Here is a 23,286-nt window from a genome sequence, read left to right as displayed (position 1 = left end):
TCAGTCCTCTTGCGGCTGGGCCGCAGATGTGGCGCGAGACAGAATGCGGCGGGCCTTTCGTGCCATAGCTTCGTCGATCATGCGGCCATCGACCACCGCAACACCCTTCACACTTTCCGCCAAGATAAGGCGGGCATGGGCGATTTCGGCCTCGGTCGGCGTCAGGGTCGCGTTGATAGCGGATATCTGGCCAGGATGGATCGCCGCCTTGGCGCCGAATCCCAGAGCCAGGGCGGCGGCGGCCTCCCGTTGCATCCCTGCTGCATCGGTCAGATCGAAAAATGGGGAGTCCACCGCTTCGATGCCGGCCAGAGCCGCGGCATTGACCAGCCGCGAGCGTGCGGACAGCAGCGGCTCCCACGCGCTGGCGCAGCCCAGGTCGGCGGACAGGTCCGCGGCACCAAAGAACAGCGCAGCCAGCCGGGGCGACGCGTGGGCGATCTCCTCCGCGGCGGCGACGCCACGGGCCGATTCGATCAGCGCCACCAGCGGCACGGACCTTCCCATGCCGCTCAGCAGCGCGTCGATCCAGCGGATGGTCTCGGCACTGTCGACCTTTGGCACGATGACGCAGTCCGGCCCGCCGTTTGGCGGCCGGCGCGTCAGCGCCAGCAGGTCCTCCAACCCTTCGGGCGTCACCGGTGCGTTGATGCGCAACGCCCGCAGGATCGGAACGGCCGGCGGTGCCGCGAGGGCGGCCAGCGCCGTGTCGCGCGCCGCCGCCTTGTCGGCCGGTGGAACGGCATCCTCCAGGTCGATGATCAGCACATCGGCGCCGGATCGGGCAGCACGGTCGAAGCGCTCCGGGCGGGTCGCCGGGGTGAACAGCCAGCTGCGGCGGGGCCGCCTGTCGTTGAACGGCCCGCTCATGGGGTGACCACGAATTCGGCGGTCATGGCGACCTGACCGTCCGGGCCGACCACCCACCCTTCGATTTCACCGTCCTCCCTGTCCGCCGCGTTTAGTGTGAAGGGCGCTGTGTCGAACAATGGCCGCCGGGCACGGAAGCGGAAGCCGGCGACCCGCCGGTCTCCGAGATCGCCGCCGAGATTGCGCAACACCAGGTCCATCAGCAGGGTCGCCGTCAGCGGCCCATGCACCACCAGCCCCGGGTAGCCTTCGGTCTCGCGGCAGTAGGGGCGGTCGTAATGGATGCGGTGGCCATTGAAAGTCAGCGCCGAATAACGGAACAGCAGCACCGGGTCGGGGGTTACGCTGCCGGTCCAGCGGGGGGCGGGCAGCGGCTCGGCTGTCACGGCCGGCGGAACCGTCTCGCCCGGCTTCGCGGCTTCGCGATAGACGATGTCCTGCTTTTCACGGATGGCGACTCCGGCGTCGGTCGCGATCTCGTGCATCACGCTGACGAACACCATGTCGCCGGACCGACCGGCCTTGTGCTCCACAGCCTGGATCGTGGAGACGCGCCGCATTTCCGCACCGATGGGGATCGGCGCCAGGAAGCGCATGTCGCTGCCGGCCCACATCCGCCGGGGCAGCGGCACCGGCGGCAGAAAGCCGCCCTTGTGCGGGTGGCCGTCCTCGCCAATGTCCCGCTGCAGCGCATTGGGGAGGAAATGCAGCCAATGGCCGAGCGGCGGCAACTCTCCCGCCGGCCATGGCGGGGTGTCGTGGTCCAGCGTCGCGGCCAGCCCCGCCAGCGGTGCGGCGGCGGCGGTATCAGTCCGCATCTCCACCCGGCCGACCCAATCCTTCAGATGATCGAACATCACGGCGACACCCCGGATATGTGCAGGATTTTTCCCGGATTCATGATGTTGTGCGGATCGAAGGCACGCTTCAGCGTTGCCATCATCTCCAGTTCCACCGCTGATTTGTAGCGCGGCATCTCGTCGATGCGCAGGCGGCCGATGCCGTGTTCGGCCGAGATCGAGCCGCCGAGTTCGACGACGATGTCGTGGACGATGGCGTTGACCGTCGCCAGCTTGGCCTTCCACTCGACCGGGTCGCCATCCTCCGCCTGGATTGGGTTGTAATGGATATTGCCATCGCCGAGATGGCCGAAGGAGAAGGGGCGGATGCCTGGGCAGGCCCGTTCCAGAGCCGCGTCGGTGCGATCAAGGAATCGCGCGACGCGGGAGATCGGCACCGAGACGTCGTGCTTGAAGGATACGCCTTCACGCTTCTGGCCTTCCGGAATGCCCTCGCGGATGCGCCACAGCGAATCGGCCTGGGCCTTCGATGCGGCGACCACACCGTCGAGCACCTCTCCGGCCTCCATCCCCGCCTCCAGGATGCCTTCCAGCATTTCGGCCAGACGGTTGCCGGACTCCTGGTCGGCCAGCTCCACCAGCACATACCAGGGGTAGCGGTCGCGGAGGGGATCGGGCACGTCCGGCACATGTTTGCGAGCCACGTCGATGCAGGCGCGCTGGATCAGCTCGAAGGTGACGATGCGGTCGCCCGCCACGCCCTTGGCGCGGGTCAGCAGATCGACGGCGTCGCTGGGGCCCGACACCGCGACCAGCGCCGTGGCGGTGGCGCGCGGCAGCGGCGAGAGTTTCAGCACCGCGGCGGTGACGATGCCCAGCGTGCCTTCGGACCCGATGAAGATCTGTTTCAGGTCATAGCCGGCATTGTCCTTGCGCAGGCCGCGCAGCCCGTTCCAGATTTGCCCATCGGGCAGCACCACCTCCAGCCCGGCCACGAGGTTGCGCATGTTGCCGTAACGCACGACCTGCACGCCGCCAGCGTTGGTCGCGATGTTGCCGCCGATCTGGCACGATCCCTCGGCGGCGAGGCTCATCGGGAACAGCCGGCCGACATCGCGCGCCGCGTTTTGGATGTTGGCGAGGATGCAGCCGGCCTCCACCGTCATCGTGTCGTTGTCGATGTCGATCTCGCGGATGCGGTTCAGCCGGTTGGTGGAGATGACGATCTCCAATCCGTCGGCATGGGGCTGGCTGGCCCCGGTCAGGCCGGTGTTGCCGCCCTGCGGCACGATCGGCGTGCGGGTTTCGGCGCAGATGCGGACGACGGCGGCGAGAGCCTCGGTGCTGTCGGGCAGCACCACGGCGGGCGACCGGCCGACCCAGCCGTCACGCCAGGACTCCATGAAGGGCTTCATGGTGTCGGGATCGGTGATGAGGCCCCGCTCGCCGACGATGGCGCGGATCGGGGCGAGGACGGCCGTCGCGAAGTCCGGCCGGAGGGTGGCCTGTCCGCTGGTCTGCCCGCTGGTCTGGATATCGTTCGGCAAGGGAGCTCTCCCTGGGCTTCGGGCCTGCGTCACAGCGCGCGGTAGGCCGTCTTGATGATGGTGTAGAATTCGATGGACGAGCGCCCCTGCTCGCGCGGGCCGTAGCTCGACATCTTCCGGCCGCCGAAGGGGACGTGGTAGTCGACGCCCGCCGTCGGCAGGTTCAGCATGGTCATGCCGGCCTGGATGTTCGCCTGGAAATGGCGGGCGTGCTTCATCGAGTTGGTGATGATGCCCGACGACAGGCCATAGTCGGTGTCGTTGGCGACAGCCAGCGCCTCCTCGTAATCGCTGACGCGGATGACGCTGGCGACCGGGCCGAACACCTCCTCCCGGTTGATGGTCATGGCGTTGCTGGTCTCGGTGAACAGGGTCGGCGCCAGGAAATACCCACGCGTCGGTCGGTCCAGCCGGGTGCCGCCGGACGCCAGACGGGCGCCCTCGTCAAGGCCGGTGTCGATATAGTGCAGGTTCTTGCTCAGCTGGAATTCGTCGATCACCGGACCGATCTGCGTTTCCGGTTGCAGGGCGTGGCCGACGCGCAGCGCCGCCATCCGATCCACCATCGCGGCGACGAACGCATCGTGGATGCTGTCCTCGACGATGAATCGGCCGGTGGCGGTGCAGCGCTGCCCGGCGTGGAAATAGGCGCTGTTGACCCCGATCTCGGCGGCACGCTCGGGATCGGCGTCGGCGAGCACGACCAGCGGGTTCTGACCGCCAAGTTCGAGCTGTACGCGGATCATGCGTTCGGCGCAGCGCACGGCGATGCGCCGTCCGGTGTTGACCGAACCGGTGAAGGACACCGCGTCCACCGTATCGACCACTGCGGCGCCGACATTCGGACCGGCGCCGATCACCAGATTGAACAGGCCCGCTGGCATGCCGTGCGCTTCCAGGGCCGCCGCGATGATGCGGGTGACGGCGATGGAGATGCCGGGGGTCTTTTCCGACGGTTTCCAGATCACCGCATTGCCGAAAGCCAGCGCCGGGGCGATCTTCCACATCGGCGTGGCGACGGGGAAGTTCCAGGGCGTCACCAGACCGATGACGCCGACCGGCTCTCGCGTCACGTCGACCTCGACCCCCAGCCGCACGGAGCCCAGCGTCTCGCCCGGCGCACGCAGCGCCTCGGCCGAGAAGAAGCGGGCGAGATGGGCGGCGCGGACGATCTCGCCCAGCGCGTCGGGGATGGTCTTGCCGCCTTCGGTGGCGGCGATCCGCGCCAGCTCGTCCTTGCAGTCGAACAGCGCGCGGGAGATGGCGTCGAGCACCAGGGAGCGCTGCTCCACCGTGGTGGCACGCCATTGTGGCTGGGCTTTGCGGGCGGCGGCCACCGCCTCGGCCACGTCGTCGGCACCGGCCAGCGTGTAGGAACCGGCCAGTTCGTCCAGGTCCGACGGATTGAAGATGTCGAGCCGGTCGCGGCCCGGCCGCCAGCTGCCGGCAATGAAGTTGGTGATCGGACGGGTGTCGGGGGACATGTCGGGTCTTCTCCGGAAATCTGTTGGTTCGAGGGGAGGTGCGGCGGCCGGCATCAGCCGGCGCGCGCCACCCGCTCTTTCAGGGCGGTCAGCGCCCACAGCGTCTCGATTGTCGGCACCGGCACGCTGCGGCGGCGGGCCAGTTCAAGGACGGCGGTCACGATGGGGTCGATCTCCATGCTGCGCCCTGCCTCGAAATCCTGCAGCATCGACGGCTTGTGGCCGGGAACGCCGCTGCCGCGGCTGAGCCGCTCATCGATGTCGTCGGGGAGGTCGACGCCCCAGGCACGGGCCACATCCAGGCATTCACGCATCAGCTGGCCCTGGACGGCAGCCATGCCGGGAGCCTGCTCCATGGCGCCCATGGTGGCGCCGGTCAGCACGCTGGTCGGGCCGACCGCCATGTTGAGCATCAGCTTGCTCCACAGCGGGACGCGGATGTCGGCGGGCAGACGGGCGGTCGCGCCGGCTGCATTGAAGCTGTCGGCCAGCGCCGCCAGCCTCCCGGCATGCTCGCCCGGGCGTGGCGCCCCGAAGGCCAGCACCGGCAGCGCGGTGTGGGCGACGACGCCCGGTTCGACGATGCGGGCGGGCAGCACCTCGATCACGCAGGCGGCGACCCGCTCCGGTCCGATGGCGGACCACAAGGCGCCACCGGGATCGACCACCTCCAGCGGCTCCGCTGCGACACCGTCGCCGGCGCCGTGCAGATACCACCAGGGAATGCCGTTCTGCGCCGCCACCACCAGCGTGTCAGGTCCGCAGAGCGACGGGAAGGACGAGGCCAGCGCCGGCAGCCCGTGCCCCTTGACCGTGACGATCACCACGTCCTGGGGACCCAGGTCGGCGGCATCGTCGCTGGCCTGGGGCCGGGAGATCAGCGTGCCTTTCGGTGTCTGGACGGCCAGTCCGCGCTCGCGGATGGCCGCCAGATGGGCGCCGCGCGCCAGCAGCGACAGCTCGTGCCGGCCGGTCGCGGCGAGATACCCCGCCAGCGCGCCGCCCACGGCGCCGGCCCCTACGACGGCGATGCGCATGTCGTCTCCCCTTCCTGTCTCACTTGAATTCCAGAGGCGGCAGCGCGTCGTCCATGTTGTTGCCCAGTCCCTGGAACTGCTCTTCGATCTGCTTGTCGTCAAGTTTGACGGCAGTCGACTTGTAATGCATGACCATTTGCGGGAAGGCGATCACCAGACCGACCATCACGAGCTGGATGACGACGAAGGGCACGGCGCCCCAATAGATCTGGCTGGTCAGGACCGGCGCCGTCTCCTTCTTCGTCACGCGGTCGATGTAGGGCAGCTTCGGCGCCACCGACCGCAGGAAGAACAGCGAGAAGCCGAAGGGCGGATGCATGAAGCTGGTTTGCATGTTCACCGCCAGGATGATGCCGAACCATACCAGATCGATGCCCAGCCGGTCCGCCGCCGGTGCCAGCAGAGGGATGATGATGAAGGCCAGCTCGAAGAAATCGAGGAAGAAGGCCAGCAGAAACACCATGATGCTGACTGCGATCAGGAAGCCCAGCTGCCCGCCGGGCAGGGAGACCATCAGCTCCTCGACCCACACATGGCCGTTGACGCCGTAGAAGGTCAGCGAGAACACCCGGGCGCCGATCAGGATGAACAGCACGAAGGCCGCCAGCTTCGCCGTCGAATAGGTGGCCTGACGCACCATGTCGAAGCTCAGCCGCTTCTTCATCGCTGCCAGCGCCAGCGCGCCGACGGCACCCATGGCGCCGCCCTCGGTCGGGGTGGCGAGGCCGATGAAGATGGTGCCGAGCACCAGGAAGATCAGCGCCAGCGGCGGCACCATCACGAAGGTGGCCTGCTCCGCCATCCGGGAGATCAGGCGCCGGCCGCTGGCCCGCTCCACCAGCGCCACCGCCAGGGCATAGAGCGCGCCCGCCGCGACGGAATCGCCCAGCAGGGCCAGCGTGGTCCAGCCGTTCAGCGTCTGCCATGCGGCTCCCGCCGTCAGCACCGCCGTGACGGCTGCCTGCAGAACCAGACGCTGCACGCCGAAGGTCCGGTTGAAGGTGGCGGCCAGGAAGGCCACCAGCACCGTCAAGGACAGCAGCAGCACGACATAGTCGGCGCCGGACTTCACGCCGGTGCGGCCCATCACCCAATAAGCGACCGCGCCGGAGAACAGGGCGAGCAGGCCGAGCTGCCAGATGCCGCGTGCGCCGTTCGGCTCGCGGTAGGCGATGGCCTCCGGCGGCAGGCCGGGGGCGGCCTTGGGGAAGATGATCGAGACGATGAAGACATAGAGGGCGTACAGGCCTGACAGCAGCAGGCCGGGGATGAAGGCGGCCTCGTACATGTCGCCGACGGAGCGGCCGAGCTGGTCGGCCATGACGATCAGCACCAGCGACGGCGGGATGATCTGCGCCAGCGTGCCCGAGGCGGCGATGATGCCCGACGCCAGACGGCGGTCGTAGCCGTAGCGCAGCATGATCGGCAGCGAGATCAGGCCCATGGAGATGACGGAAGCCGCGACCACCCCGGTCGTCGCTGCCAGCAGCGCGCCGACGAAAATGACGGCGTAGGCGAGGCCGCCCCGGATCGACCCGAACAGCTGTCCGATGGTGTCGAGCAGATCCTCTGCCATGCCGGAGCGTTCCAGCACCAGCCCCATGAAGGTGAAGAAGGGCACGGCCAGCAGCACGTCATTGTTCATCGTGCCGTAGACGCGTTCCGGCAGCGCCTGGAACAGATCGGGTCGGAACAGGCCCAGCTCGATGCCGATCAGGCCGAACAGCAAGCCGTTGGCGGCCAGTGCGAAGGCGACCGGATAGCCCAGCAGCAGCATGACCACCAGCACGGCGAACATGATCGGCGCCATGTTGTGGCCGAACCAGCCGCGCCAGCCGTCCTGTTCGGCGAGCGCGCCGGCACCCGGCACCGGCAGCACATAAAGCGCCACGGCGACGGCGGCCAGCAGCAGCAGGGAGATGACGGACAGCCGGACGGTGCGCGGCGAAATGGAGGGGGAGGTCGTGCTCATCGCGCGTCTACCGGCTGGGAATGGTGTCGGGATGGGCGGTCCGTTCGCGTTCAGCGGCGAGCAGCCGCTCGGCCTCCGCCTCGGCCGCCGCCTGATGACCTCCGGCCCGCTGGCTCGCGTCCTCCAGATGTCCGGACATGACCGCGGCGCGCTTGACCAGCTCCGACAGGCCCTGGACGAACAGCACGGTGAACCCGAGCGGAATCAGCAGCTTCGCCGGCCATTGCGGCAACCCGCCGGCGTTCATCGACTGTTCCTCGATGGCGAAGGAGGTGATGGCGAAGGGCCAGGAGGTGATCATCATCACGAAGCTGAAGGGCAGCAGGAAGGCAATATGGCCGAACAGGTCGATGCCGTCGCGCGCGCGCTTGGTCAGCATCGCGTTGACGATGTCGATGCGGATGTGTTCGTCGTCCTTCAGCGTCCAGGGGGAACAGAGCAGGAACACCGCGGCGAACAGCACCCATTGCAGTTCCAGCCACGAGTTGGAGCTGACGTCGAACAGCTTGCGGATGACGGCATTGACCGCCGAGACCAGGATCGCCAGCAGGATCAGCCAGGATATGGCCTTGCCCAGCCGGGCGGTGACCGCATCGACCAGCCGGCAGGCCCCGACCAGGGCCGTGATCAGAGGGGAGGGGGTGTGGCTCGTCATGGGGGCAGCTTCTCCCGGAAGGCCGGTCGCGAAGGCCGCGACGGAGCCGGGACCGGATGCGGCGATGGCGGCATCCGGTCCCGGTTGGGATATCGCAAGGAGCGGCGGCGGATCAGCGCCGGGTCAGGCGGAGCGTTGCGCTGTCGTAGGCGTAATCGGATGCCTGGAGCCACAGGTTGGAGTCGTTCTGGAAGCGGCGGTAGCTCTCATAGAGCTTCTTGAAGGCCGGGTTCTTGTCCGCCAGCTCGTCATAGAGGTCCATCGCCGCCTTGTGGCTGGCCTGCAGCACATCCTGCGGGAAGGCACGCAGCTTTGCGCCGTTGGCGACCACGCGCTTCAGCGCCGCCGGGTTCAGCACATCGTAGCGCGCCACGCTGTCGACGTTGGCGAGCGCCGCGCCAGCGGTCAGCGCCGCCTGATAATGCTTCGGCAGGCTGTTCCAGCGGTTGGTGTTGATGAAGAAGTGCTGGAGCGATGTGCCGTCCCACCATCCCGGATAATAATAGTAAGGCGCGATCTTGTAGAGGCCGAGCTTCTCGTCGTCGTAGGGGCCGTTGAACTCGGCGGCATCGATGGTGCCGCGCTCCAGCGCCGGGTAGATGTCGCCGCCGCCGATCTGCTGCGCCACCACGCCGAGCTTGGAGAGGATCTGGCCGCCCAGGCCCGAGATACGGAACTTCAGCCCCTTCAGGTCTTCGACGCTCTTGATCTCGCTGCGGAACCAGCCGCCCATCTGGGCGCCGGTGTTGCCGCCGGCCAGCGCCTTCAGGTTGTAGCCGGCATAGAACTCCTCCAGCAGTTTGCCGCCTTCGCCGTGATAAAACCAAGCGTTCTGCTGGCGGGTGTTCAGGCCGAAGGGCAGGCAGCAGCCGAAGGCGAAGGCCGGGTCCTTGCCGACATAGTAGTAGGACGCGGTGTGGCACATCTCCACCGTGTCGTTGCTGGCGGCATCCAGCGCCTGCAGCGCCGGGACCACCTCGCCGGCGGCGAAGACCTGGATCTGGAACTTGCCGTCGGTGGCCTCGGCGACGTTCTTCGCCATCACCTCGGCGCTGCCATAGAGCACGTCGATGTTTTTCGGGAAACTGGACACGCAGCGCCAGCGGATCGTCGGCTCCGACTGGGCGATGGCCGGGGCCGCAAGCGTGGATGCACCGGCGGCGACGGCGGCACCCTTGAAGAATTGACGGCGCTTCATGCTGTTTTTCCTCCCGAAGTTCTTGTTGTGTGGCGACGCGATGCCGATTGGACGCGGCGGAGCCGTTGGTGTCGTCAAGTTACAGGGCCATATGCATCCAGTTGGACAGGCATCCTGCTTTCGAACATCTGGCGGTAGGCGCGGCCTCTCCTTGGCGCGAGGTTCATGGGTGTTGGCTTGTGTTCCGCATATCGCTGAGGATTTTCTGGGAACGGCCAGGGACGATGTGGTGACCCTGACAGTGGAGCAAGCGTTAGCACAGCGGAATGTGTTTCGTGGGCATACCAGCCATAAGCCAGGCAAGCCTTCAGGAATGCCAACTGTTTTGCTCAAACCCAGTGAGGCACGGTGAAACGGCTGCGCCAGCAAACGGTTTGTTATGCCCGCAATGAATATCTGTTACAGGCACGCCGTGCGCTCCGCGATGGGCGGCCGGTCGATAGTCTGTGGCGGACTGTTCCCAACCGCCTCAAACGACGGATGTTCAACCGCATGAACGGTGTGCGCCATGTCTAGGCCGTCCTCTCCGCTCAACGCCGCCGGGGCTGCCTATCTCGAAGCGTTGCAGGAACGCTTCCGCGACGATCCAGCGTCGGTGGATGTGAGCTGGCGAGCCGTCTTCCAGATTCTGGACGAACTCGGCGCCGCCACCCCGGCGTCCGGTGCTCCGCTCTCCGATCCGCTGGTGTTGCTGCATGAGGAAATCCGCCAGCGCGGTCATGCCGCCGCCGCTCTCGATCCGCTGGGCCGTACCGCTCCGCCCGCTCGGATGGCGTCCGAGGATGCGGAGACCGCAAGGCTGCGCCGGCTCTATCAGGGCACTCTGACGCTTGAGACCGCCCATATCGACGATCCGGTGCTGCGGTCCTGGCTGCGCGACGCCTATGAGGGTGCCGACACCCTCCCGCCGGCCGAGGCGCGTCGCCGGGCGCTGTCGCTGCTGAGCGCGGCGGAGGAATTCGAAAGGCTGCTCGGCATCCGCTATCCGACCAAGAAGCGCTTCGGCGCGGAGGGGATGGAGACGTTGATCCCCCTGCTGGACCGCATCCTCGCGGCGGCGGCGGCGGCGGGCGTCACCGAGGTTCAGGTCGGGACCATGCACCGCGGCCGGCTCAGCCTGATGGCCAATGTGCTGGGCAAGCCCCTGGTCGAGCTGTTCGCGGGCATCAAGGGCATGCACCCGTTCCTGGCCGATCCGCCGGTTCCCGCCGACGTCCCCTATCACATGGGGGTGGAAAGCAGCCTGTCCTTCGACGACCGGACGCTTGCGCTGACCCTGTCTCCCAACCCGTCGCATCTGGAGGCGATCAATCCCGTCACCTTGGGCCGGGCGCGGGCGCGCCAGGATCTGGCCCGCGAGCAGGGTGGCGAAGCGCGCCGGGTTCTGTGCGTGCTGCTGCACACCGACGCCAGCGTAATCGGGCAGGGCAGCGTGACCGAGGCGCTGCAGCTGTCCGGCGTCGCCGGCTTCACTGTCGCCGGCACCATCCATATCGTCGTCAACAACCAGATCGGCTTCACCACCGAACGTGACGAGGCGCGGACCTCACTCCACTGCACCGGACTTTGGAAGGCGGTGGACAGCCCCATCCTGCACGTCAATGCCGACGATCCCGACGCGGCGCTGCGGGCCGCCGATCTTGCCGTCGCCTTCCGGCAGACGCATGGGCGCGACGCGGTGATCGACCTCGTCGGCTACCGCCGGAACGGTCACAACGAGATCGACGAGCCGCGCTTCACCCAGCCGCTGGACTACACGGCGATCGACACACACCAGCCGGCGCGCGCGCTCTATGCCAAGCGACTGGTGGCGGAGGGCGTCGTCGGCGACGGCGCGGTGGAGGGTCTGGCCGCCGGGCACAAGGCCCACTTCCAGGAGGCGCTTGCCGCCGCCGCCGACCACCGGCCGAACCATGACGGGTTCCCCGGAGGCCGCTGGGCGCCTTTCGCTCCGAACGGCTCGGCATCCATCGAACCGGACACCGGTATCGCCGCCGACCGGCTGCGAAGCTTGCTTGCGGCACTGGCCGCCATTCCGAACGAATTGGCGGTCGACCGAAAGGTCGAGCGCGTCATCCGTCGCCGCGCCGAGGAGCCGCTGGACTGGGCGACCGCCGAGGCGCTGGCCTTCGCCACGCTGCTGACGGATGGAACGCCGGTGCGGCTGACCGGCCAGGACGTTGTGCGGGGCGCCTTCTCTCACCGGCATTTCGCGCTGACCGATGCCGTCACTGGGCGCCGCCAGGTCAGCCTCAACCATTTGGGCGTCCCGCAGGCACGCTTCGACGTGGTCAACAGCCCGCTGTCGGAATATGCCGTGCTTGGCTTCGAATACGGCTACAGCCTGGAGCGGCCCGACGCGCTGGTGATCTGGGAGGCACAGTTCGGCGATTTCGCCAACGGCGCCCAGGTCCTGATCGACCAGTTCATCGTCAGCGCCGAGGACAAATGGCGCCAGCCCTCCGGTCTCGTCATCCTGCTGCCGCATGGCTTAGAAGGGCAGGGGCCGGAGCACTCCTCCGCCCGGCCGGAACGCTTCCTCCAGATGGCGGCACGTGACAACATCCGCATCGCCCATCCGTCCACTCCGGCGAATTACTTCCACCTGCTGCGGCGGCAGGTGTTGCGGCGCGACCGCAAGCCGCTGGTGGTGCTGAGCCCGAAGACCCTGCTGCGCCTGCCGGCCGCGGTGTCGGCGCTGGCCGAACTCGCGCCCGGGACCGGGTTCCAGCCGATCGTCGTCACTGCCGGGGAACAGGTTCGCCGCATCCTGCTATGCAGCGGCAAGCTGGCATACGAGTTGGAGCGTGAACGGGCAGCCTTGGGAACCGAGGATGTCGCGGTGGTGCGGCTGGAGATGCTGTATCCTCTGCCCGAAGCCGAACTGTCGGCGCTGTTCCGCCGCTGGCCGGACGCATCCTGCCTGTGGGCGCAGGAGGAGCCGGTCAATCTGGGCGCCTGGACCTACCTCGACCGCCGGCTGGAGGCCTTGCGGGAAGCGGCCGGCTGCATCGAGCCGCGCGTCGCCTACGTGGCCCGCGCCGAGGCGGCCTCTCCCGCCGGCAGCTTCCACGGCGACCATGACGCCGATCAGCGCCGGTTGGTCGAACAGGCTTTCGCTGGAATTGTCGCTGCTGCAAATGCCGCCTCTCCGCCATCCCGCGGGAAAGCGGCGGCGGAGTGACGACCCGGCAGTCTCCAGAGATGGCCGGACCGGATAGCAAACATCGTACAACGAACACCGGGGAAACACGCCGATGTCTTCCACCTTGAGCACCGACAGCCCGTCCGAAGCCCGTCCGCTTCTGCTTCCCGACCTGTTGCAGGCCACAGCTTCGGCGCTCGACGCGGTGGCGCGGCTGGCCGAGGCGGCTGAGCGCGGCGTCGCGGCGCTGGTGGCGCCGGAGGGCCGCGTGGACGCAGCCCTGCTTGATCGCCATCAGGTGGCGGCGCATGGTTTCGCCTGGGTCGCCACCTATGCCGAGGCGCTGCGCCAGATGCGGGGCTGGGCGGAGCGGCTGGACCGCGCCGGCCGGCTGGGCGAACTGGAAGCGTCCATGCTCCAGGCGGCGTTCGGCGAGTATCTGGCCCAACTCGATGGCGGCTTGGCGATGAGCCAGGGCGAGATCGTCCGGCCGGCCGACTTCGCCCTGGGCGAGGAGGAGCGGGACGCCTTCCGCACAGACGCGGTGCGCCGGCTGATGGCCGCCGGCAACGCGTCCGGCCTGCGGCTGCGCATCGCCGAGCTGCTGGCCGATGCGCTGCATGGCGGCGGCTTCGGCGAGGCGGCGCTGGAGGATGAGGCGCTGGACATGGTGCGCGACCAGTTCCGTCGCTTCGTCGCCGACGCGGTGGAGCCTCATGCCCACGACTGGCATCTGAAGGACGAGCTGATCCCGCTCGAGGTCGTCGAGCAGATGGCTGAAATGGGCGTGTTCGGCCTGACCGTGCCGGAGGAAGATGGCGGGCTGGGCATGGGCAAGCTCGCCATGTGTGTGGTGACGGAGGAGCTGTCGCGTGGTTATATTGGCGTTGGCTCGCTCGGCACCCGTGCGGAGATCGCGGCCGAACTGATCCGCATGGGCGGCACGGCCGAGCAGCGCGAGCGCTGGCTGCCGCGCATCGCGTCGGGCGAGATCCTGCCAACCGCCGTATTCACCGAACCCAACACCGGCTCCGACCTGGGAAGCCTGCGCACCCGTGCGGTGCTGGATGGCGACACCTATCGCGTCACCGGGGCGAAGACCTGGATCACCCACGGCAGCCGGTCGGATCTGATGACGCTGCTGGTGCGCACCGACCCAGACGCTCCCGGCTACCGCGGCCTGTCGATGCTGCTGGCCGAAAAGCCGCGCGGCACCGAGGCAGACCCGTTCCCGGCCGAGGGCATGAGTGGCGGCGAGATCCCGGTGCTGGGATATCGCGGCATGAAGGAATACGAGATCGGCTTCGACGGTTTCGCCGTTCCACGCGAAAACCTGCTGGGCGGCGTCGAGGGCCAAGGGTTCAAGCAGCTGATGGCGACCTTTGAATCCGCCCGTGTGCAGACAGCCGCCCGTGCCGTCGGCGTGGCGCAGAACGCAATGGAACTCGGCCTGCGCTATGCACAGGAGCGCGTCCAGTTCGGCCGTCCGCTCGCCGCCTTCCCACGCGTCGCCGGCAAGCTGGCCTGGATGGCGGTGGAAACGATGATCGCCCGCCAGCTGACCTATTTCGCCGCGTGCGAGAAGGACGGCGACCGCCGCTGCGACATCGAGGCGGGCATGGCGAAGCTGTTGGCCGCCCGTGTCGCCTGGTCGAACGCCGACAATTCGGTTCAGATCCATGGCGGCAATGGCTATGCCGTCGAATATCCGGTCAGCCGGGTGCTGTGCGATGCGCGCATCCTGAACATCTTCGAGGGTGCGGCGGAAATCCAGGCCCAGGTCGTCGCCCGCGGCCTGCTGTCGCGCCGCAACTGAGAACCGCCGGCCGGCCGGGAGGAACTGACCTGTGGCGACTACGCTTGTGCCATACCAGCGTATTCGCTATCCGACGGGGAGGACCGAAAAGACAAGGCTGCCCGCGATGGAACTTCTGGAACTGCGCTATTTCGTTCAGGTGGCCGACCTTGGCAGCTTTTCCAAGGCATCGGTCAAGCTGGGTATCACCCAGCCGGCGCTGAGCCGGCAGGTCCAGAAGCTGGAACACGAGCTGCGCACCAGCCTGTTCTATCGCCATGGCCGCGGCGTTTCGTTGACCCAGCAGGGGCGCAAGCTCTACGACGTGGTGCGCCACCTGCTGGGAGCGCTCAGCGAGATCAAGGAGGAAATCCAGGACCAGTCGGAACGGCTGACCGGATCGGTCACGCTGGGGCTTCCGCCGTCGATCTGCGCCACGCTGGGCGCCCCGCTCGCCCGACGCTTCCACCAAAATTATCCGGACGCCACGTTGCGCATCCACGAGGTGTTCAGCGGCACGTTGCTGGAGTGGGTGGAGGGCGGGAGGCTCGATCTCGCCGTTCTCTACGACGCGCGGCGCGGACGCAGCATGCTGTCGTCGCCCCTGCTGGTGGAAAACCTGCTTCTGGTCCAGTCCGCGAAGGAGGCGGAGGTCGGCGACGACGGGCCAGTCGGGGTGGAGATGTTGGGCGATCTGCACTTCGTGCTGCCCGGTCTGGAAAACGGGCTGCGTCGCGTGGTGGACGCGGCGGTTCGTCGTGCCGATATCAATCTGCTGGTCGATATGGAGATCGATTCCGTCACCGCCATCAAGCAGCTGGTGGAGGAGGGAATGGGATCGACCATTCTCCCCTTCGGCGCCGTCCACCGGGAGGTGCACCAGGGCCGGCTGGTCGCGCGCGAGATCACGTCGAAGGACATGCATGCTATGCTTGTCACCGCGACACCGCTGCATCAGCCGGTGTCGAAGGCGACGCGCGCCCTGCTGCGGCTGATCCATGCCGAAGTCGTCAAATGCGTCGCCAATGGCGTGCTGAAGGGCAAGGTCGTCGCTCCCGGCAGCGCGGGGGAGAACAGTGCGCCCTGACGGCGCCCGGCTCCGCACCTTCCACCCTGATATGCTTTGGGCGCTGATAGCAGTTATGACGGATGGTCCATAGCACGACCCGTCCGGCCCGGATAGCCTCCCCCATCATCACATAAACCTTTGGGAGGAACCGAGAATGACGAAGCGCCTGGACGGCAAGGTCGCCCTGATTACCGGGGCGGCGCAGGGCCTGGGCCTTGCGATGGCCGAGACCTTCATGCGCGAGGGTGCCCGCGTGGCGGTCGTGGACATCAACGGCGACGCCGCACGCGCAGTGGCGGAGCGGCTGGGCCAGTCCGCCATCGGCATCGCCGCCAACGTGACCAAGGCCGCCGATGTCGAAATGACCATCGCCGCGACGGTTGAAAAGTTCGGGCGCCTCGACATCCTGGTGAACAATGCTGGCTCCACCCACGCCAAGGGTCCGTTCGAGGATGTGACCGAGGAGGAGTTCGACCGCGTCTTCGCCCTGAACGTCAAGTCGATCTACCTCTATTCCAAGGCGGTGGTGGCGACCATGCGGGCGCAGAAGTCCGGCGTCATCCTGAATCTCGGCTCCACCGCCGGGCTGCGCCCGCGTCCGGGGCTGGTGTGGTACAACGCGACAAAGGGCGCGGTGCACAACATCACCCAGTCGCTGGCGCTGGAGCTGGCACCCGACAACATCCGGGTCTGCGCGCTGGCTCCGGTCGCCACCGAAACGCCGCTGCTCGCCACCTTCATGGGCGGCGATACCCCGGAGAAGCGGGCGGCCATGATGGGCATCGTCCCGCTCGGCCGCCTGGGCCGACCGTCCGACGTCGCCAATGCCGCGCTGTATCTTGCCTCCGACGAGGCTTCCTTCATCACCGGCGTGGTGCTGGAGGTCGACGGCGGGCGGTGCGTGTAAGGCCGGGGCGCATCTGCGCCCCTTCCCGGCGCTAATCCCTTCAATCTCATTCCTGCGAAGCGGATCCCCTTGCCATGTCCTCGCTACTTTCCGATCTGCGCATCGTCGAGGTGTCGGCCTTCGTCGCAGCTCCACTCGGCGGCATGACGCTGGCCCAATTGGGCGCGGAGGTGATCCGCATTGATCCCATCGGCGGCCACATCGACTACCGGCGCTGGCCGCTGGCGCCCAACGGCACCAGCCTCTATTGGACGGCTCTCAACAAGGCGAAGCGGTCGGTCGCCCTGGCGCTCGACAAGCCGGAGGGGCGGGAAATCGCCCAGGCCATCATCACCGCGTCGGGCGAGGATGCCGGCTTTCTGCTGACCAACCTGCCGGCCAGCGGCTGGATGGGGTATGAGGCGCTTTCCGCCAAGCGCGAGGACCTGATCATGCTGCGGCTGACCGGCAATCCCGACGGATCGGCGGCGGTCGATTACACCGTCAACTGCGCTGGTGGATTCCCGATGGCGACCGGCCGGGGAGGGGAGCCGGTAAACCATGTGCTGCCGGCCTGGGATGTGGCGGCCGGCCTCTATCTCGCCACCGGGCTGCTTGCGGCCGAACGGCATCGCCGCCGCACGGGCCGGGGGCAGGAGGTGACGGTGGCGCTGGCCGACGTGATGCTGGCGACCGTCGGCAATCTCGGCTACCTCGCCGACGTGCGGGTGAACGGCGCCGTGCGTCCGCCGATGGGCAATGACCTGTATGGCGCCTATGGCCGGGATTTCGCCACCGCCGATGGACGGCGGGCGATGGTCGTCGCCATTTCCAACCGCCAGTGGAAAGCGCTCGGCAAGGCGACTGGGCTTGGAGACAGGCTGGCGATGATCGGCCCACTGATGGGCGTGGACATGGATGATGAGGGCGGGCGCTTTCTGGCCCGGGATGCAATCTCCGCCGTGCTCGCCCCTTGGTTCGCCGCGCGCACCTTGGCGGAGGTGGAAGGCGCGTTCACCGGTACGGGGGTGCTGTGGGGCCCATACCGCGATTTCGGCCAGCTCGTTGCGGAAGACGCACGTTGCTCCATCGCTAACCCGTTGTTCCGCGAAATCGACCAACCCGGCGTCGGGTCGCTGCTGGTTCCGGGATCGCCGCTCGGTTTTCCCGGTCTGGGCGAGCGCACCGATCATCGTCCGGCGCCCCGGCTGGGACAGGACACCGAAGCGGTGCTGGCCGATCTGCTGGGTTTGCCTTCCGCGGAGATCGGTAGACTTCATGATGCCGGTATCACCATGGCATGAGGAGAGAGTGGGATGCGGCCCTATGACCGGGGCGCGCGGCTATCTGCCGAAGTGCTACGCGATACTCGCTCCGCCTCCTGCTGCGATTGGTGGCGCAAATCAGATCGTAGAGGGCAAGATCCGATCAAATCTTCGCTACAGGCAATGTTAATTCTCGGTGGTTGCGCCCCCAACCACCGAGAATTGACGCCCCCGTTCGAATGAGTCCCCGGCGTTCGTGACAGTTGGTGTTGGATTTACACGTCATGTTGCAACCGGGTGGAAGTGTCAGTGGTTTGCGCAAAGTAGGACTGTCAGTGGCAGTGGCTTTGGCTTGGTCGAGCTTCCTGGTTGCCAGCCTTCTTCGGCATATCTGGCATGGATGCGTTCGGGTTCGGCTCGGCAGTGCGGTCAAGCCCCGGAGCCGCTGTGCGGTGCGCCGCCCGCGGAATCAAGCTGAAGTGCGACAACACGTTTTTGTTGATCGGGTGTCCAGCTTTTTAGCCATCATGTTGGGAGAGGAGAGCTCGTACCGGGAGCCCATAGGCTTGATCCGCGCGCCGCCATCGCGATGGCGGATCAAGCCTGTGGACCCACCGGTGCGAGCGGCGGGGCAGGGGAGGGCTGCTGGTTTCACGGCCTCTCATGGCGCTCAGGCGTAGCTGGTATTCACCACTCGATCTTCGAAGCCACCAGATTGGCCGCAAAGACTTCGGCTGGCGTCCTGTGGTCATGGCAGCGGCGTGGCGTATCGTTGAGCCGCTTCGCGAGGGCGGCAAGTGCTGGGCCATTGCGCTCCGCTACAGGGACGCCCAGAGGCAAATATCGCCGCAAACGTCCGTTGGCATTCTCAACACCACCCTTTTGCCAGGGGCTGTGCGGATTGCAAAATAACTGTCCAACGATAGGCTTTTGTATGACAGGAACTCCGTTCCCCGGTCAAAAGTAATGGTCCGGCATGCATGATGTGGAAATTTGCCAAGCACCGTTGCGATCCGGCTAATCACCTCGGCTGAGCGGCGATCCTCATTGGCAATGAGGATGTGGTATCGGCTCTGACGATCCTGACGAGACGTGATGTTGGATTTGCCGAACTGAGGGCTGAAGATCACCAAGTCACATTCCCAGTGCCCGAAACTCTGCCGGGTCTCCACCTCGGCCGGACGATTGGCGATAGAGCGCTCAGCGGGGACCGGACTGTTGCGTGGTTTGCGCCCCATGCGCTTGCGACGCCGACGCCGGGCGACGGCCAAAAGCGCATAGAGATTAAGGCCCGGTTTCCAGAACTCTCCGCGGTTTGACTGCGAGCGCGATCAGGTAACCGCCTGCTGGTTCTCGTGCCTTCGTCATCGGAGTGGACATGCAATCGCAGGCGGTAGAGCTGGTGGCCGACATCATCGACCGGATCGAGAACCGGCACCCTGGTCCAGGGCGCCCGCCGGTGCCGACGTTGGAGGTGATCCGGACGCTCGGCTTCTTTCTGCGCGAGGGCGTCCAATGGCGGGAACTGAAGGCCACAGATGGGCGCGCCTCGGGTTCCACCCTGCGCCGCCGCCTGGACGAGTGGCACACGACGGCGGTGCTGCGCCGGGTCCATGCCGTCCTCGTCCGCATGGCGCGCTCCGGCCCCCGACGCCGCCACATGGGATGTCGTGGTGGACAGCTGTTCGGTGCGGGCCAAGCGGGGCGGCGAGCTGACCGGCCCGAACCCGACCGACCGCGGCAAGCCCGGGACCAAGTACCACGTGGTCGTCTCGACCGACGGTCTGCCGCTGGCGGTCATCCCTTCACCCGCCAACGTGCATGACACCATGCTCTTCCCCGACTTGCTGCGCTTGGCCCAGGTCGTCTGCGCCGCCATCGGCAGGCTCTACGCGGCCGCGGGTTACGACAGCGCCGACAACCGCTGGCTCTGCTTGCGCGACGGAGTCCAGCCGCACATCCGCAAAAGGTCGGCGAGCCCCACGGCTCGGGGCTCCGCAAGGTCCGAAGCGTCGTCGAGCACGGCTGCGCTTGGCTGCTGGCGAACAAACGCTTGGATCGACGACACGACAGGTTGGCGCGGATCATACTCGCGCTGCTCACCGCGGCGGATATCTTCATCGTCGCCAACCGCCTCAGCGCGTTCTGAAAACCATCCCTTAAACATGGAGGGGCCGCCGGGCGACGCTAGGGCCGGGCGTCGAAGACGGAGTCTGCTTCCGCCGTCTGACCCCGTTCCGTCATTCAATCAGCGCCGTTAAGCGCTTCGGCGCAACCAGCCGGTAACTCCGTCTGACCAGCGCAGCTATCTCGCCCCAGTCTGGATGACTGTCGAGTTGAACGCCGATCCAGCCTTTGTGCCCAACATAGGGCGGCACGAAGAAGCGGTCCGGATCGACACCGACCAGTATCATTTGGCTCCCCGGCGGGGCCTTGCACCAGAGCGAGATGCGCCCGTCACCACGCTTCTCCATCGCGAAGATCCTGTCGTGCACCCGAAAGGTCGGATCGCCCCATGCCTCCTTCTCCACCGCTTCTGGGAGAGCAAGGCATATCGCGCGCAGGTATTCGATTGGGTGTTTTGGCATGGCGCCTATTGTATCATTCGCTGGTTCTTCTATGAAGAGCGGCTCCAGCACTCGCGCTTAGTGAATACTCGACGGGCCGGTGTGGTGACCAACGCCTGGAGGACTGAACCAGACGGCTCGTATCGTTCTATATACGTAAAGCTCCGTCCGGCGCAGGCTACTAGGAGAACAGCCACCCGCGGTTACCCCATGTTTCCAAAACGCATTGAGTGGTTTGTGACGATGAGGACGGCCGCTTCGGTAAGCAGGTGAATGGAGCGGCCGACGACCTCATTGACGTTGCCTCCATAGTGCTCAGAAGCATTCGGAAGGTGCAGCCGTACCTTGGCTTTGCGGTGAATCTTCTGAATGTGTCAGAGTACTAACTCGCACCGAAGCCGGGATGATAGGAAGCCTCGCCTCTTGGAAAAGTTGCTGTGAATCCCAAGCATTGGAAGTACTCCGGTGGGGCATCGGCATACCGAAGGTGGGGGTCGTTCCTGAACCCGAACCGGCTGTAATAACCGGGGTCTCCGAGCACCACGCACCCTTGCGCCCCGATGTGCTGGAGACGATCCAAACCTTCGTGGATCAGTGCTAGGCCAATGCCTTTCCGTTGCTGATCCGGTCGAACGGAGACTGGCCCCAGGCCATACCATCCGTTCGACCCATCGCTGATTGCAACAGGGGAAAAGGCGACATGACCGACTAAGTCACCGTCTTGGACGGCAACTAACGAAATAGTCAATGCGCCAGCGTCCCTCAGAGCATCGACAATCATAGCCTCAGTCTGACTGCTATAGAGCATATCCCTGAATGCTGCGGTTGTCAGGCTTCGGATTGCATCCGTATCTTCAGGACGTTCTGAACGGATTTGCATGGTTTTGCTCCGATGATCATTCGTTAACTGTTAGGCTTCCATTGTGGATAGCGGTTCTGCGAGAATTGAGATGATATGATTGTGCAAGCGCAACATCCCGTGTTGATGAAATGCATCTTAGAGCTTGTTCACAGCGCGCGCGTCCCAGCCGGCGCTACGTGCGCGATAGCAAGCGCTCGATCTTGTTCACCGCCACAGCCAAGCCGCGCTCCGCGCGCATTCGCTCACCCACTTCACGGGCCTTCGCGCGCATCCTCGCGTCCTGGGCCGCATCGATGGCCCGCCGTAGCCGTTGTACGTTCAACTGTCGTGCCGGGACAGGTTCGGGCGCCACGCCAAGCCGCCACAGACGATCGGCCCAGAATGGCTGGTCCCCGGCGAACGGCACGACCACTGCCGGCACTCCCGCGCGTGCCGCGGAGTGGCTGGTACCGGAGCCACCGTGATGGACTACCGCCGACATTTTGGGGAACAACCACTGGTGCGGCGTTTCGCCCACCACAAAAATATGGTCGGGAAGCCCGCTGGTCTCGATCCCGCTCCACCCGGGTTGGAACACCGCACGGCGTCCCGCCAGCGCGCCAACAATGGCTTCTCGAGCCTGAGTAGGATTAAATCCCATCATGCTACCGAAGCCGACATAGACCGGCGCTTCGCCTTGAGCGAGAAAATCAGCCAGCCCCGCCGGCGGCGTCACATCTTGAGTCTCATGCACCCACTGCCCGCACACCATCGCATACCCGGGCCAATCCGCCGGCTGCGGCATCAGCGTCGGCGACACGCCGTACAGCATCGGATGCCCTTTCCATAAGGTACGCTGCGGCGGCAGCCCACAAACTGACGCCCTTGCACAGTTGGTGGCTGCGCGGAAGGCGCGCCACAGCATGCCATTGACGAATTCATGGCTGGCACGGCGCAGCCATCGCGGCACCAAGCGCGGGGGAAGGAACGGATGAGCGAACTCCGCCGTCGCCGTCAACGGGATCATTCCCGTCCCTATCGCCGGCACCCGCAGCGCCTCCGCCGCCGATAGGCCGACAAACCCTGCCAATCCGGAAATCACGATCCCGTCGCAACCTTGCCCAGCCTCCACCAGCGCCTTCAGCCAGGCCTGCGCATGCGCGTTCGCGATGCCTGCCAGCGCCCGCGCGGCTCGCCCCGGCGAATGGCCGTCGGCCACCACCTTGCCGATCGCGTTGTCGGCGTCGAGCGTGCCGCGGATGTCACCCGCCAGCGCAGTAGCGGGCACACCAAGGGCATGCGCAGTGGACAAGGTATTTCGGTCCGCCAGCAGTTGCACCCGGTGCCCGGCGTCCATCAGAGCCCGGCACAGCGCGACCAGGGGGCGGGTGTCGCCCTCCGTGCCATACGTGATCACGACAAGCTTCATGGCATCGTCCGGTTCGATCATGGCGCGCCATGTCGGGCAGTCGCGCCTTGCAGGAACAGCGCCACCACCGCCTCGAATTCGGTTTGCAGCACCAGCTCGGGCTGGTTCAGCCAACGCAGCATGGCGGCGAGATACAAATGGTGAAACGACGCCGCCAACTGTCGGGAAGACATGTCCGTGCGCAACTCACCGCTGCCTTGCCCCCTCTGCACCAGCGCCTCGAACGCGTCCACGATATCGCTGCGTGTCACTCCGGCCGGTTCCGGCTGGGGCGAGCCGATGGCAAGAAAGCGATGGCGCAGGTATGGAGGCAAGTAGGTCCGATGCGTCTCGCACCACTGCGCCGACGCATGCAGCAGCACGGTCACGCCCTGCGCAAAGCCACCCTCGGTCAAAAGGGGCGGCGAGAAAGACTGCATGTCATGAGCGAGCTCGGCGTGGAACCAGTGTGCCAGCACCGCCTCTTTGACTGGGAAATATCGATACAGGGTCCCCTTAGCGACCTGAGCCTCGCCTGCAATCTGCTCCATCGTCACGGCCTCGTAGCCATGCTGCTCGAACAGCGCGAAGGCGATGCGCGCGATATGGTCCAGGGTCTGCATGCGCTTGCGTTCGCGCAGTCCCGACATGGACAAGCCCCCAAAAAAAGTGAACGTCGTATAGGTTTATACGACGTTCACATATTCCGCAAGGGGAAGATTGCCAAGCCTGCTCAACCGCCAGAGA

The 23,286-nt window shown here is 66.3% G+C and carries 19 protein-coding genes and 1 pseudogene; 7 read left to right on the top strand and 13 right to left on the bottom strand.

Going from position 1 to position 23,286, the window contains the following annotated elements; all coding sequences use genetic code 11:
- The 8 genes from ACCD06_RS21240 to ACCD06_RS21205 all read right to left on the bottom strand — a co-directional run bounded on the left by ACCD06_RS21240 (position 1) and on the right by ACCD06_RS21205 (position 9,563).
- Positions 1-870, bottom strand: a complete 870-nt coding sequence (locus ACCD06_RS21240; RefSeq protein WP_413343312.1) for an aldolase/citrate lyase family protein — start codon at positions 868-870, stop codon at positions 1-3.
- Positions 867-1,727: a MaoC family dehydratase N-terminal domain-containing protein gene (locus tag ACCD06_RS21235; RefSeq protein ID WP_413343310.1), complete on the bottom strand. Its 861-nt coding sequence runs from the start codon at positions 1,725-1,727 to the stop codon at positions 867-869. Before ACCD06_RS21235 ends, ACCD06_RS21240 begins: the two co-directional genes overlap by 4 nt.
- Positions 1,727-3,217, bottom strand: coding sequence for an FAD-binding oxidoreductase (locus ACCD06_RS21230; protein WP_413343308.1), 1,491 nt, complete (start codon positions 3,215-3,217; stop codon positions 1,727-1,729). The genes ACCD06_RS21235 and ACCD06_RS21230 overlap by 1 nt, the downstream gene beginning before the upstream one ends.
- Before the next feature lie 29 nt (positions 3,218-3,246).
- Complete coding sequence (locus tag ACCD06_RS21225; RefSeq protein WP_413343306.1) at positions 3,247-4,701, bottom strand: aldehyde dehydrogenase family protein; 1,455 nt, start codon at positions 4,699-4,701, stop codon at positions 3,247-3,249.
- Between the two features lie 53 nt (positions 4,702-4,754).
- Entirely contained in the window at positions 4,755-5,738 is a 984-nt protein-coding gene (locus ACCD06_RS21220) for a ketopantoate reductase family protein (RefSeq protein WP_413343304.1), read from the bottom strand.
- A 19-nt stretch (positions 5,739-5,757) separates the two neighbouring features.
- Positions 5,758-7,548, bottom strand: coding sequence for a TRAP transporter large permease (locus ACCD06_RS21215; RefSeq protein WP_413344066.1), 1,791 nt, complete (start codon positions 7,546-7,548; stop codon positions 5,758-5,760).
- A gap of 169 nt (positions 7,549-7,717) precedes the next feature.
- On the bottom strand, positions 7,718-8,365 hold the full coding sequence (locus ACCD06_RS21210; RefSeq protein ID WP_247882492.1) for a TRAP transporter small permease subunit: 648 nt from the start codon (positions 8,363-8,365) through the stop codon (positions 7,718-7,720).
- 112 nt (positions 8,366-8,477) lie between these two features.
- The gene (locus ACCD06_RS21205; protein ID WP_109155758.1) at positions 8,478-9,563 is read right to left on the bottom strand and encodes a TRAP transporter substrate-binding protein; all 1,086 of its coding nucleotides are present in this window, start codon (positions 9,561-9,563) and stop codon (positions 8,478-8,480) included.
- A gap of 508 nt (positions 9,564-10,071) precedes the next feature.
- Between ACCD06_RS21205 and ACCD06_RS21200 the strand changes: the two genes are divergently transcribed.
- From ACCD06_RS21200 to ACCD06_RS21180, 5 genes are all read left to right on the top strand, one after another.
- Positions 10,072-12,747, top strand: a complete 2,676-nt coding sequence (locus ACCD06_RS21200; RefSeq protein WP_413343301.1) for a 2-oxoglutarate dehydrogenase E1 component — start codon at positions 10,072-10,074, stop codon at positions 12,745-12,747.
- Positions 12,748-12,820: 73 nt separating this feature from the next.
- A complete protein-coding gene (locus ACCD06_RS21195) occupies positions 12,821-14,524 on the top strand; it encodes an acyl-CoA dehydrogenase family protein (RefSeq protein WP_413343299.1) in 1,704 nt (567 codons plus the stop codon).
- A gap of 106 nt (positions 14,525-14,630) precedes the next feature.
- Positions 14,631-15,590, top strand: coding sequence for a LysR substrate-binding domain-containing protein (locus tag ACCD06_RS21190; RefSeq protein WP_413343297.1), 960 nt, complete (start codon positions 14,631-14,633; stop codon positions 15,588-15,590).
- A 136-nt stretch (positions 15,591-15,726) separates the two neighbouring features.
- The gene (locus ACCD06_RS21185; protein WP_136702894.1) at positions 15,727-16,479 is read left to right on the top strand and encodes a glucose 1-dehydrogenase; all 753 of its coding nucleotides are present in this window, start codon (positions 15,727-15,729) and stop codon (positions 16,477-16,479) included.
- 74 nt (positions 16,480-16,553) lie between these two features.
- A complete protein-coding gene (locus ACCD06_RS21180; RefSeq protein ID WP_413343295.1) occupies positions 16,554-17,762 on the top strand; it encodes a CoA transferase in 1,209 nt (402 codons plus the stop codon).
- Positions 17,763-18,241: 479 nt separating this feature from the next.
- On the opposite strand, the pseudogene ACCD06_RS21175 reads toward ACCD06_RS21180, so the two are convergent.
- Positions 18,242-19,012, bottom strand: a pseudogene (locus ACCD06_RS21175) (IS30 family transposase); the annotation flags it as partial.
- A gap of 89 nt (positions 19,013-19,101) precedes the next feature.
- On the opposite strand from ACCD06_RS21175, the gene ACCD06_RS21170 reads away from it, so the two are divergent.
- Positions 19,102-19,548, top strand: a complete 447-nt coding sequence (locus tag ACCD06_RS21170; protein ID WP_413343293.1) for a transposase — start codon at positions 19,102-19,104, stop codon at positions 19,546-19,548.
- Positions 19,436-19,984 (top strand): transposase, encoded by a 549-nt coding sequence (locus ACCD06_RS21165; protein ID WP_413344064.1) that lies wholly within the window; start codon positions 19,436-19,438, stop codon positions 19,982-19,984. Before ACCD06_RS21170 ends, ACCD06_RS21165 begins: the two co-directional genes overlap by 113 nt.
- Here ACCD06_RS21165 and ACCD06_RS21160 read toward each other — a convergent pair.
- The 4 genes from ACCD06_RS21160 to ACCD06_RS21145 all read right to left on the bottom strand — a co-directional run bounded on the left by ACCD06_RS21160 (position 19,964) and on the right by ACCD06_RS21145 (position 23,189).
- Positions 19,964-20,362, bottom strand: a complete 399-nt coding sequence (locus ACCD06_RS21160; protein WP_247871139.1) for an MmcQ/YjbR family DNA-binding protein — start codon at positions 20,360-20,362, stop codon at positions 19,964-19,966. The genes ACCD06_RS21165 and ACCD06_RS21160 overlap by 21 nt on opposite strands.
- Positions 20,363-20,672: 310 nt before the next feature.
- Positions 20,673-21,170 (bottom strand): GNAT family N-acetyltransferase, encoded by a 498-nt coding sequence (locus ACCD06_RS21155; RefSeq protein WP_413343290.1) that lies wholly within the window; start codon positions 21,168-21,170, stop codon positions 20,673-20,675.
- Between the two features lie 154 nt (positions 21,171-21,324).
- Positions 21,325-22,581 (bottom strand): glycosyltransferase, encoded by a 1,257-nt coding sequence (locus ACCD06_RS21150; RefSeq protein ID WP_413343288.1) that lies wholly within the window; start codon positions 22,579-22,581, stop codon positions 21,325-21,327.
- A complete protein-coding gene (locus ACCD06_RS21145; protein ID WP_109155752.1) occupies positions 22,578-23,189 on the bottom strand; it encodes a TetR/AcrR family transcriptional regulator in 612 nt (203 codons plus the stop codon). Before ACCD06_RS21145 ends, ACCD06_RS21150 begins: the two co-directional genes overlap by 4 nt.
- Positions 23,190-23,286: the final 97 nt, after the last annotated feature.

Source organism: Azospirillum sp. CT11-132 (assembly GCF_047302835.1).
In the GTDB taxonomy this organism is placed as follows: Bacteria; Pseudomonadota; Alphaproteobacteria; order Azospirillales; family Azospirillaceae; genus Azospirillum.
The sequence above is the reverse complement of the archived record's forward strand: the minus strand, read 5'-3'. Positions and strand labels throughout refer to the sequence as shown.

What these genes read in the sequence shown, in the direction of transcription:
- ACCD06_RS21235 (WP_413343310.1), bottom strand. Translation starts at nt 1,727, where the DNA reads ATGTTCGATCATCTGAAGGATTGGGTCGGCCGGGTGGAGATGCGGACT.
- ACCD06_RS21240 (WP_413343312.1), bottom strand. Translation starts at nt 870, where the DNA reads ATGAGCGGGCCGTTCAACGACAGGCGGCCCCGCCGCAGCTGGCTGTTC.
- ACCD06_RS21205 (WP_109155758.1), bottom strand. Translation starts at nt 9,563, where the DNA reads ATGAAGCGCCGTCAATTCTTCAAGGGTGCCGCCGTCGCCGCCGGTGCA.
- ACCD06_RS21190 (WP_413343297.1), top strand. Translation starts at nt 14,631, where the DNA reads ATGGAACTTCTGGAACTGCGCTATTTCGTTCAGGTGGCCGACCTTGGC.
- ACCD06_RS21145 (WP_109155752.1), bottom strand. Translation starts at nt 23,189, where the DNA reads ATGTCGGGACTGCGCGAACGCAAGCGCATGCAGACCCTGGACCATATC.
- ACCD06_RS21195 (WP_413343299.1), top strand. Translation starts at nt 12,821, where the DNA reads ATGTCTTCCACCTTGAGCACCGACAGCCCGTCCGAAGCCCGTCCGCTT.
- ACCD06_RS21225 (WP_413343306.1), bottom strand. Translation starts at nt 4,701, where the DNA reads ATGTCCCCCGACACCCGTCCGATCACCAACTTCATTGCCGGCAGCTGG.
- ACCD06_RS21215 (WP_413344066.1), bottom strand. Translation starts at nt 7,548, where the DNA reads ATGGCGCCGATCATGTTCGCCGTGCTGGTGGTCATGCTGCTGCTGGGC.
- ACCD06_RS21180 (WP_413343295.1), top strand. Translation starts at nt 16,554, where the DNA reads ATGTCCTCGCTACTTTCCGATCTGCGCATCGTCGAGGTGTCGGCCTTC.
- ACCD06_RS21210 (WP_247882492.1), bottom strand. Translation starts at nt 8,365, where the DNA reads ATGACGAGCCACACCCCCTCCCCTCTGATCACGGCCCTGGTCGGGGCC.
- ACCD06_RS21155 (WP_413343290.1), bottom strand. Translation starts at nt 21,170, where the DNA reads ATGCAAATCCGTTCAGAACGTCCTGAAGATACGGATGCAATCCGAAGC.
- ACCD06_RS21185 (WP_136702894.1), top strand. Translation starts at nt 15,727, where the DNA reads ATGACGAAGCGCCTGGACGGCAAGGTCGCCCTGATTACCGGGGCGGCG.
- ACCD06_RS21200 (WP_413343301.1), top strand. Translation starts at nt 10,072, where the DNA reads ATGTCTAGGCCGTCCTCTCCGCTCAACGCCGCCGGGGCTGCCTATCTC.
- ACCD06_RS21170 (WP_413343293.1), top strand. Translation starts at nt 19,102, where the DNA reads ATGCAATCGCAGGCGGTAGAGCTGGTGGCCGACATCATCGACCGGATC.
- ACCD06_RS21220 (WP_413343304.1), bottom strand. Translation starts at nt 5,738, where the DNA reads ATGCGCATCGCCGTCGTAGGGGCCGGCGCCGTGGGCGGCGCGCTGGCG.
- ACCD06_RS21150 (WP_413343288.1), bottom strand. Translation starts at nt 22,581, where the DNA reads ATGATCGAACCGGACGATGCCATGAAGCTTGTCGTGATCACGTATGGC.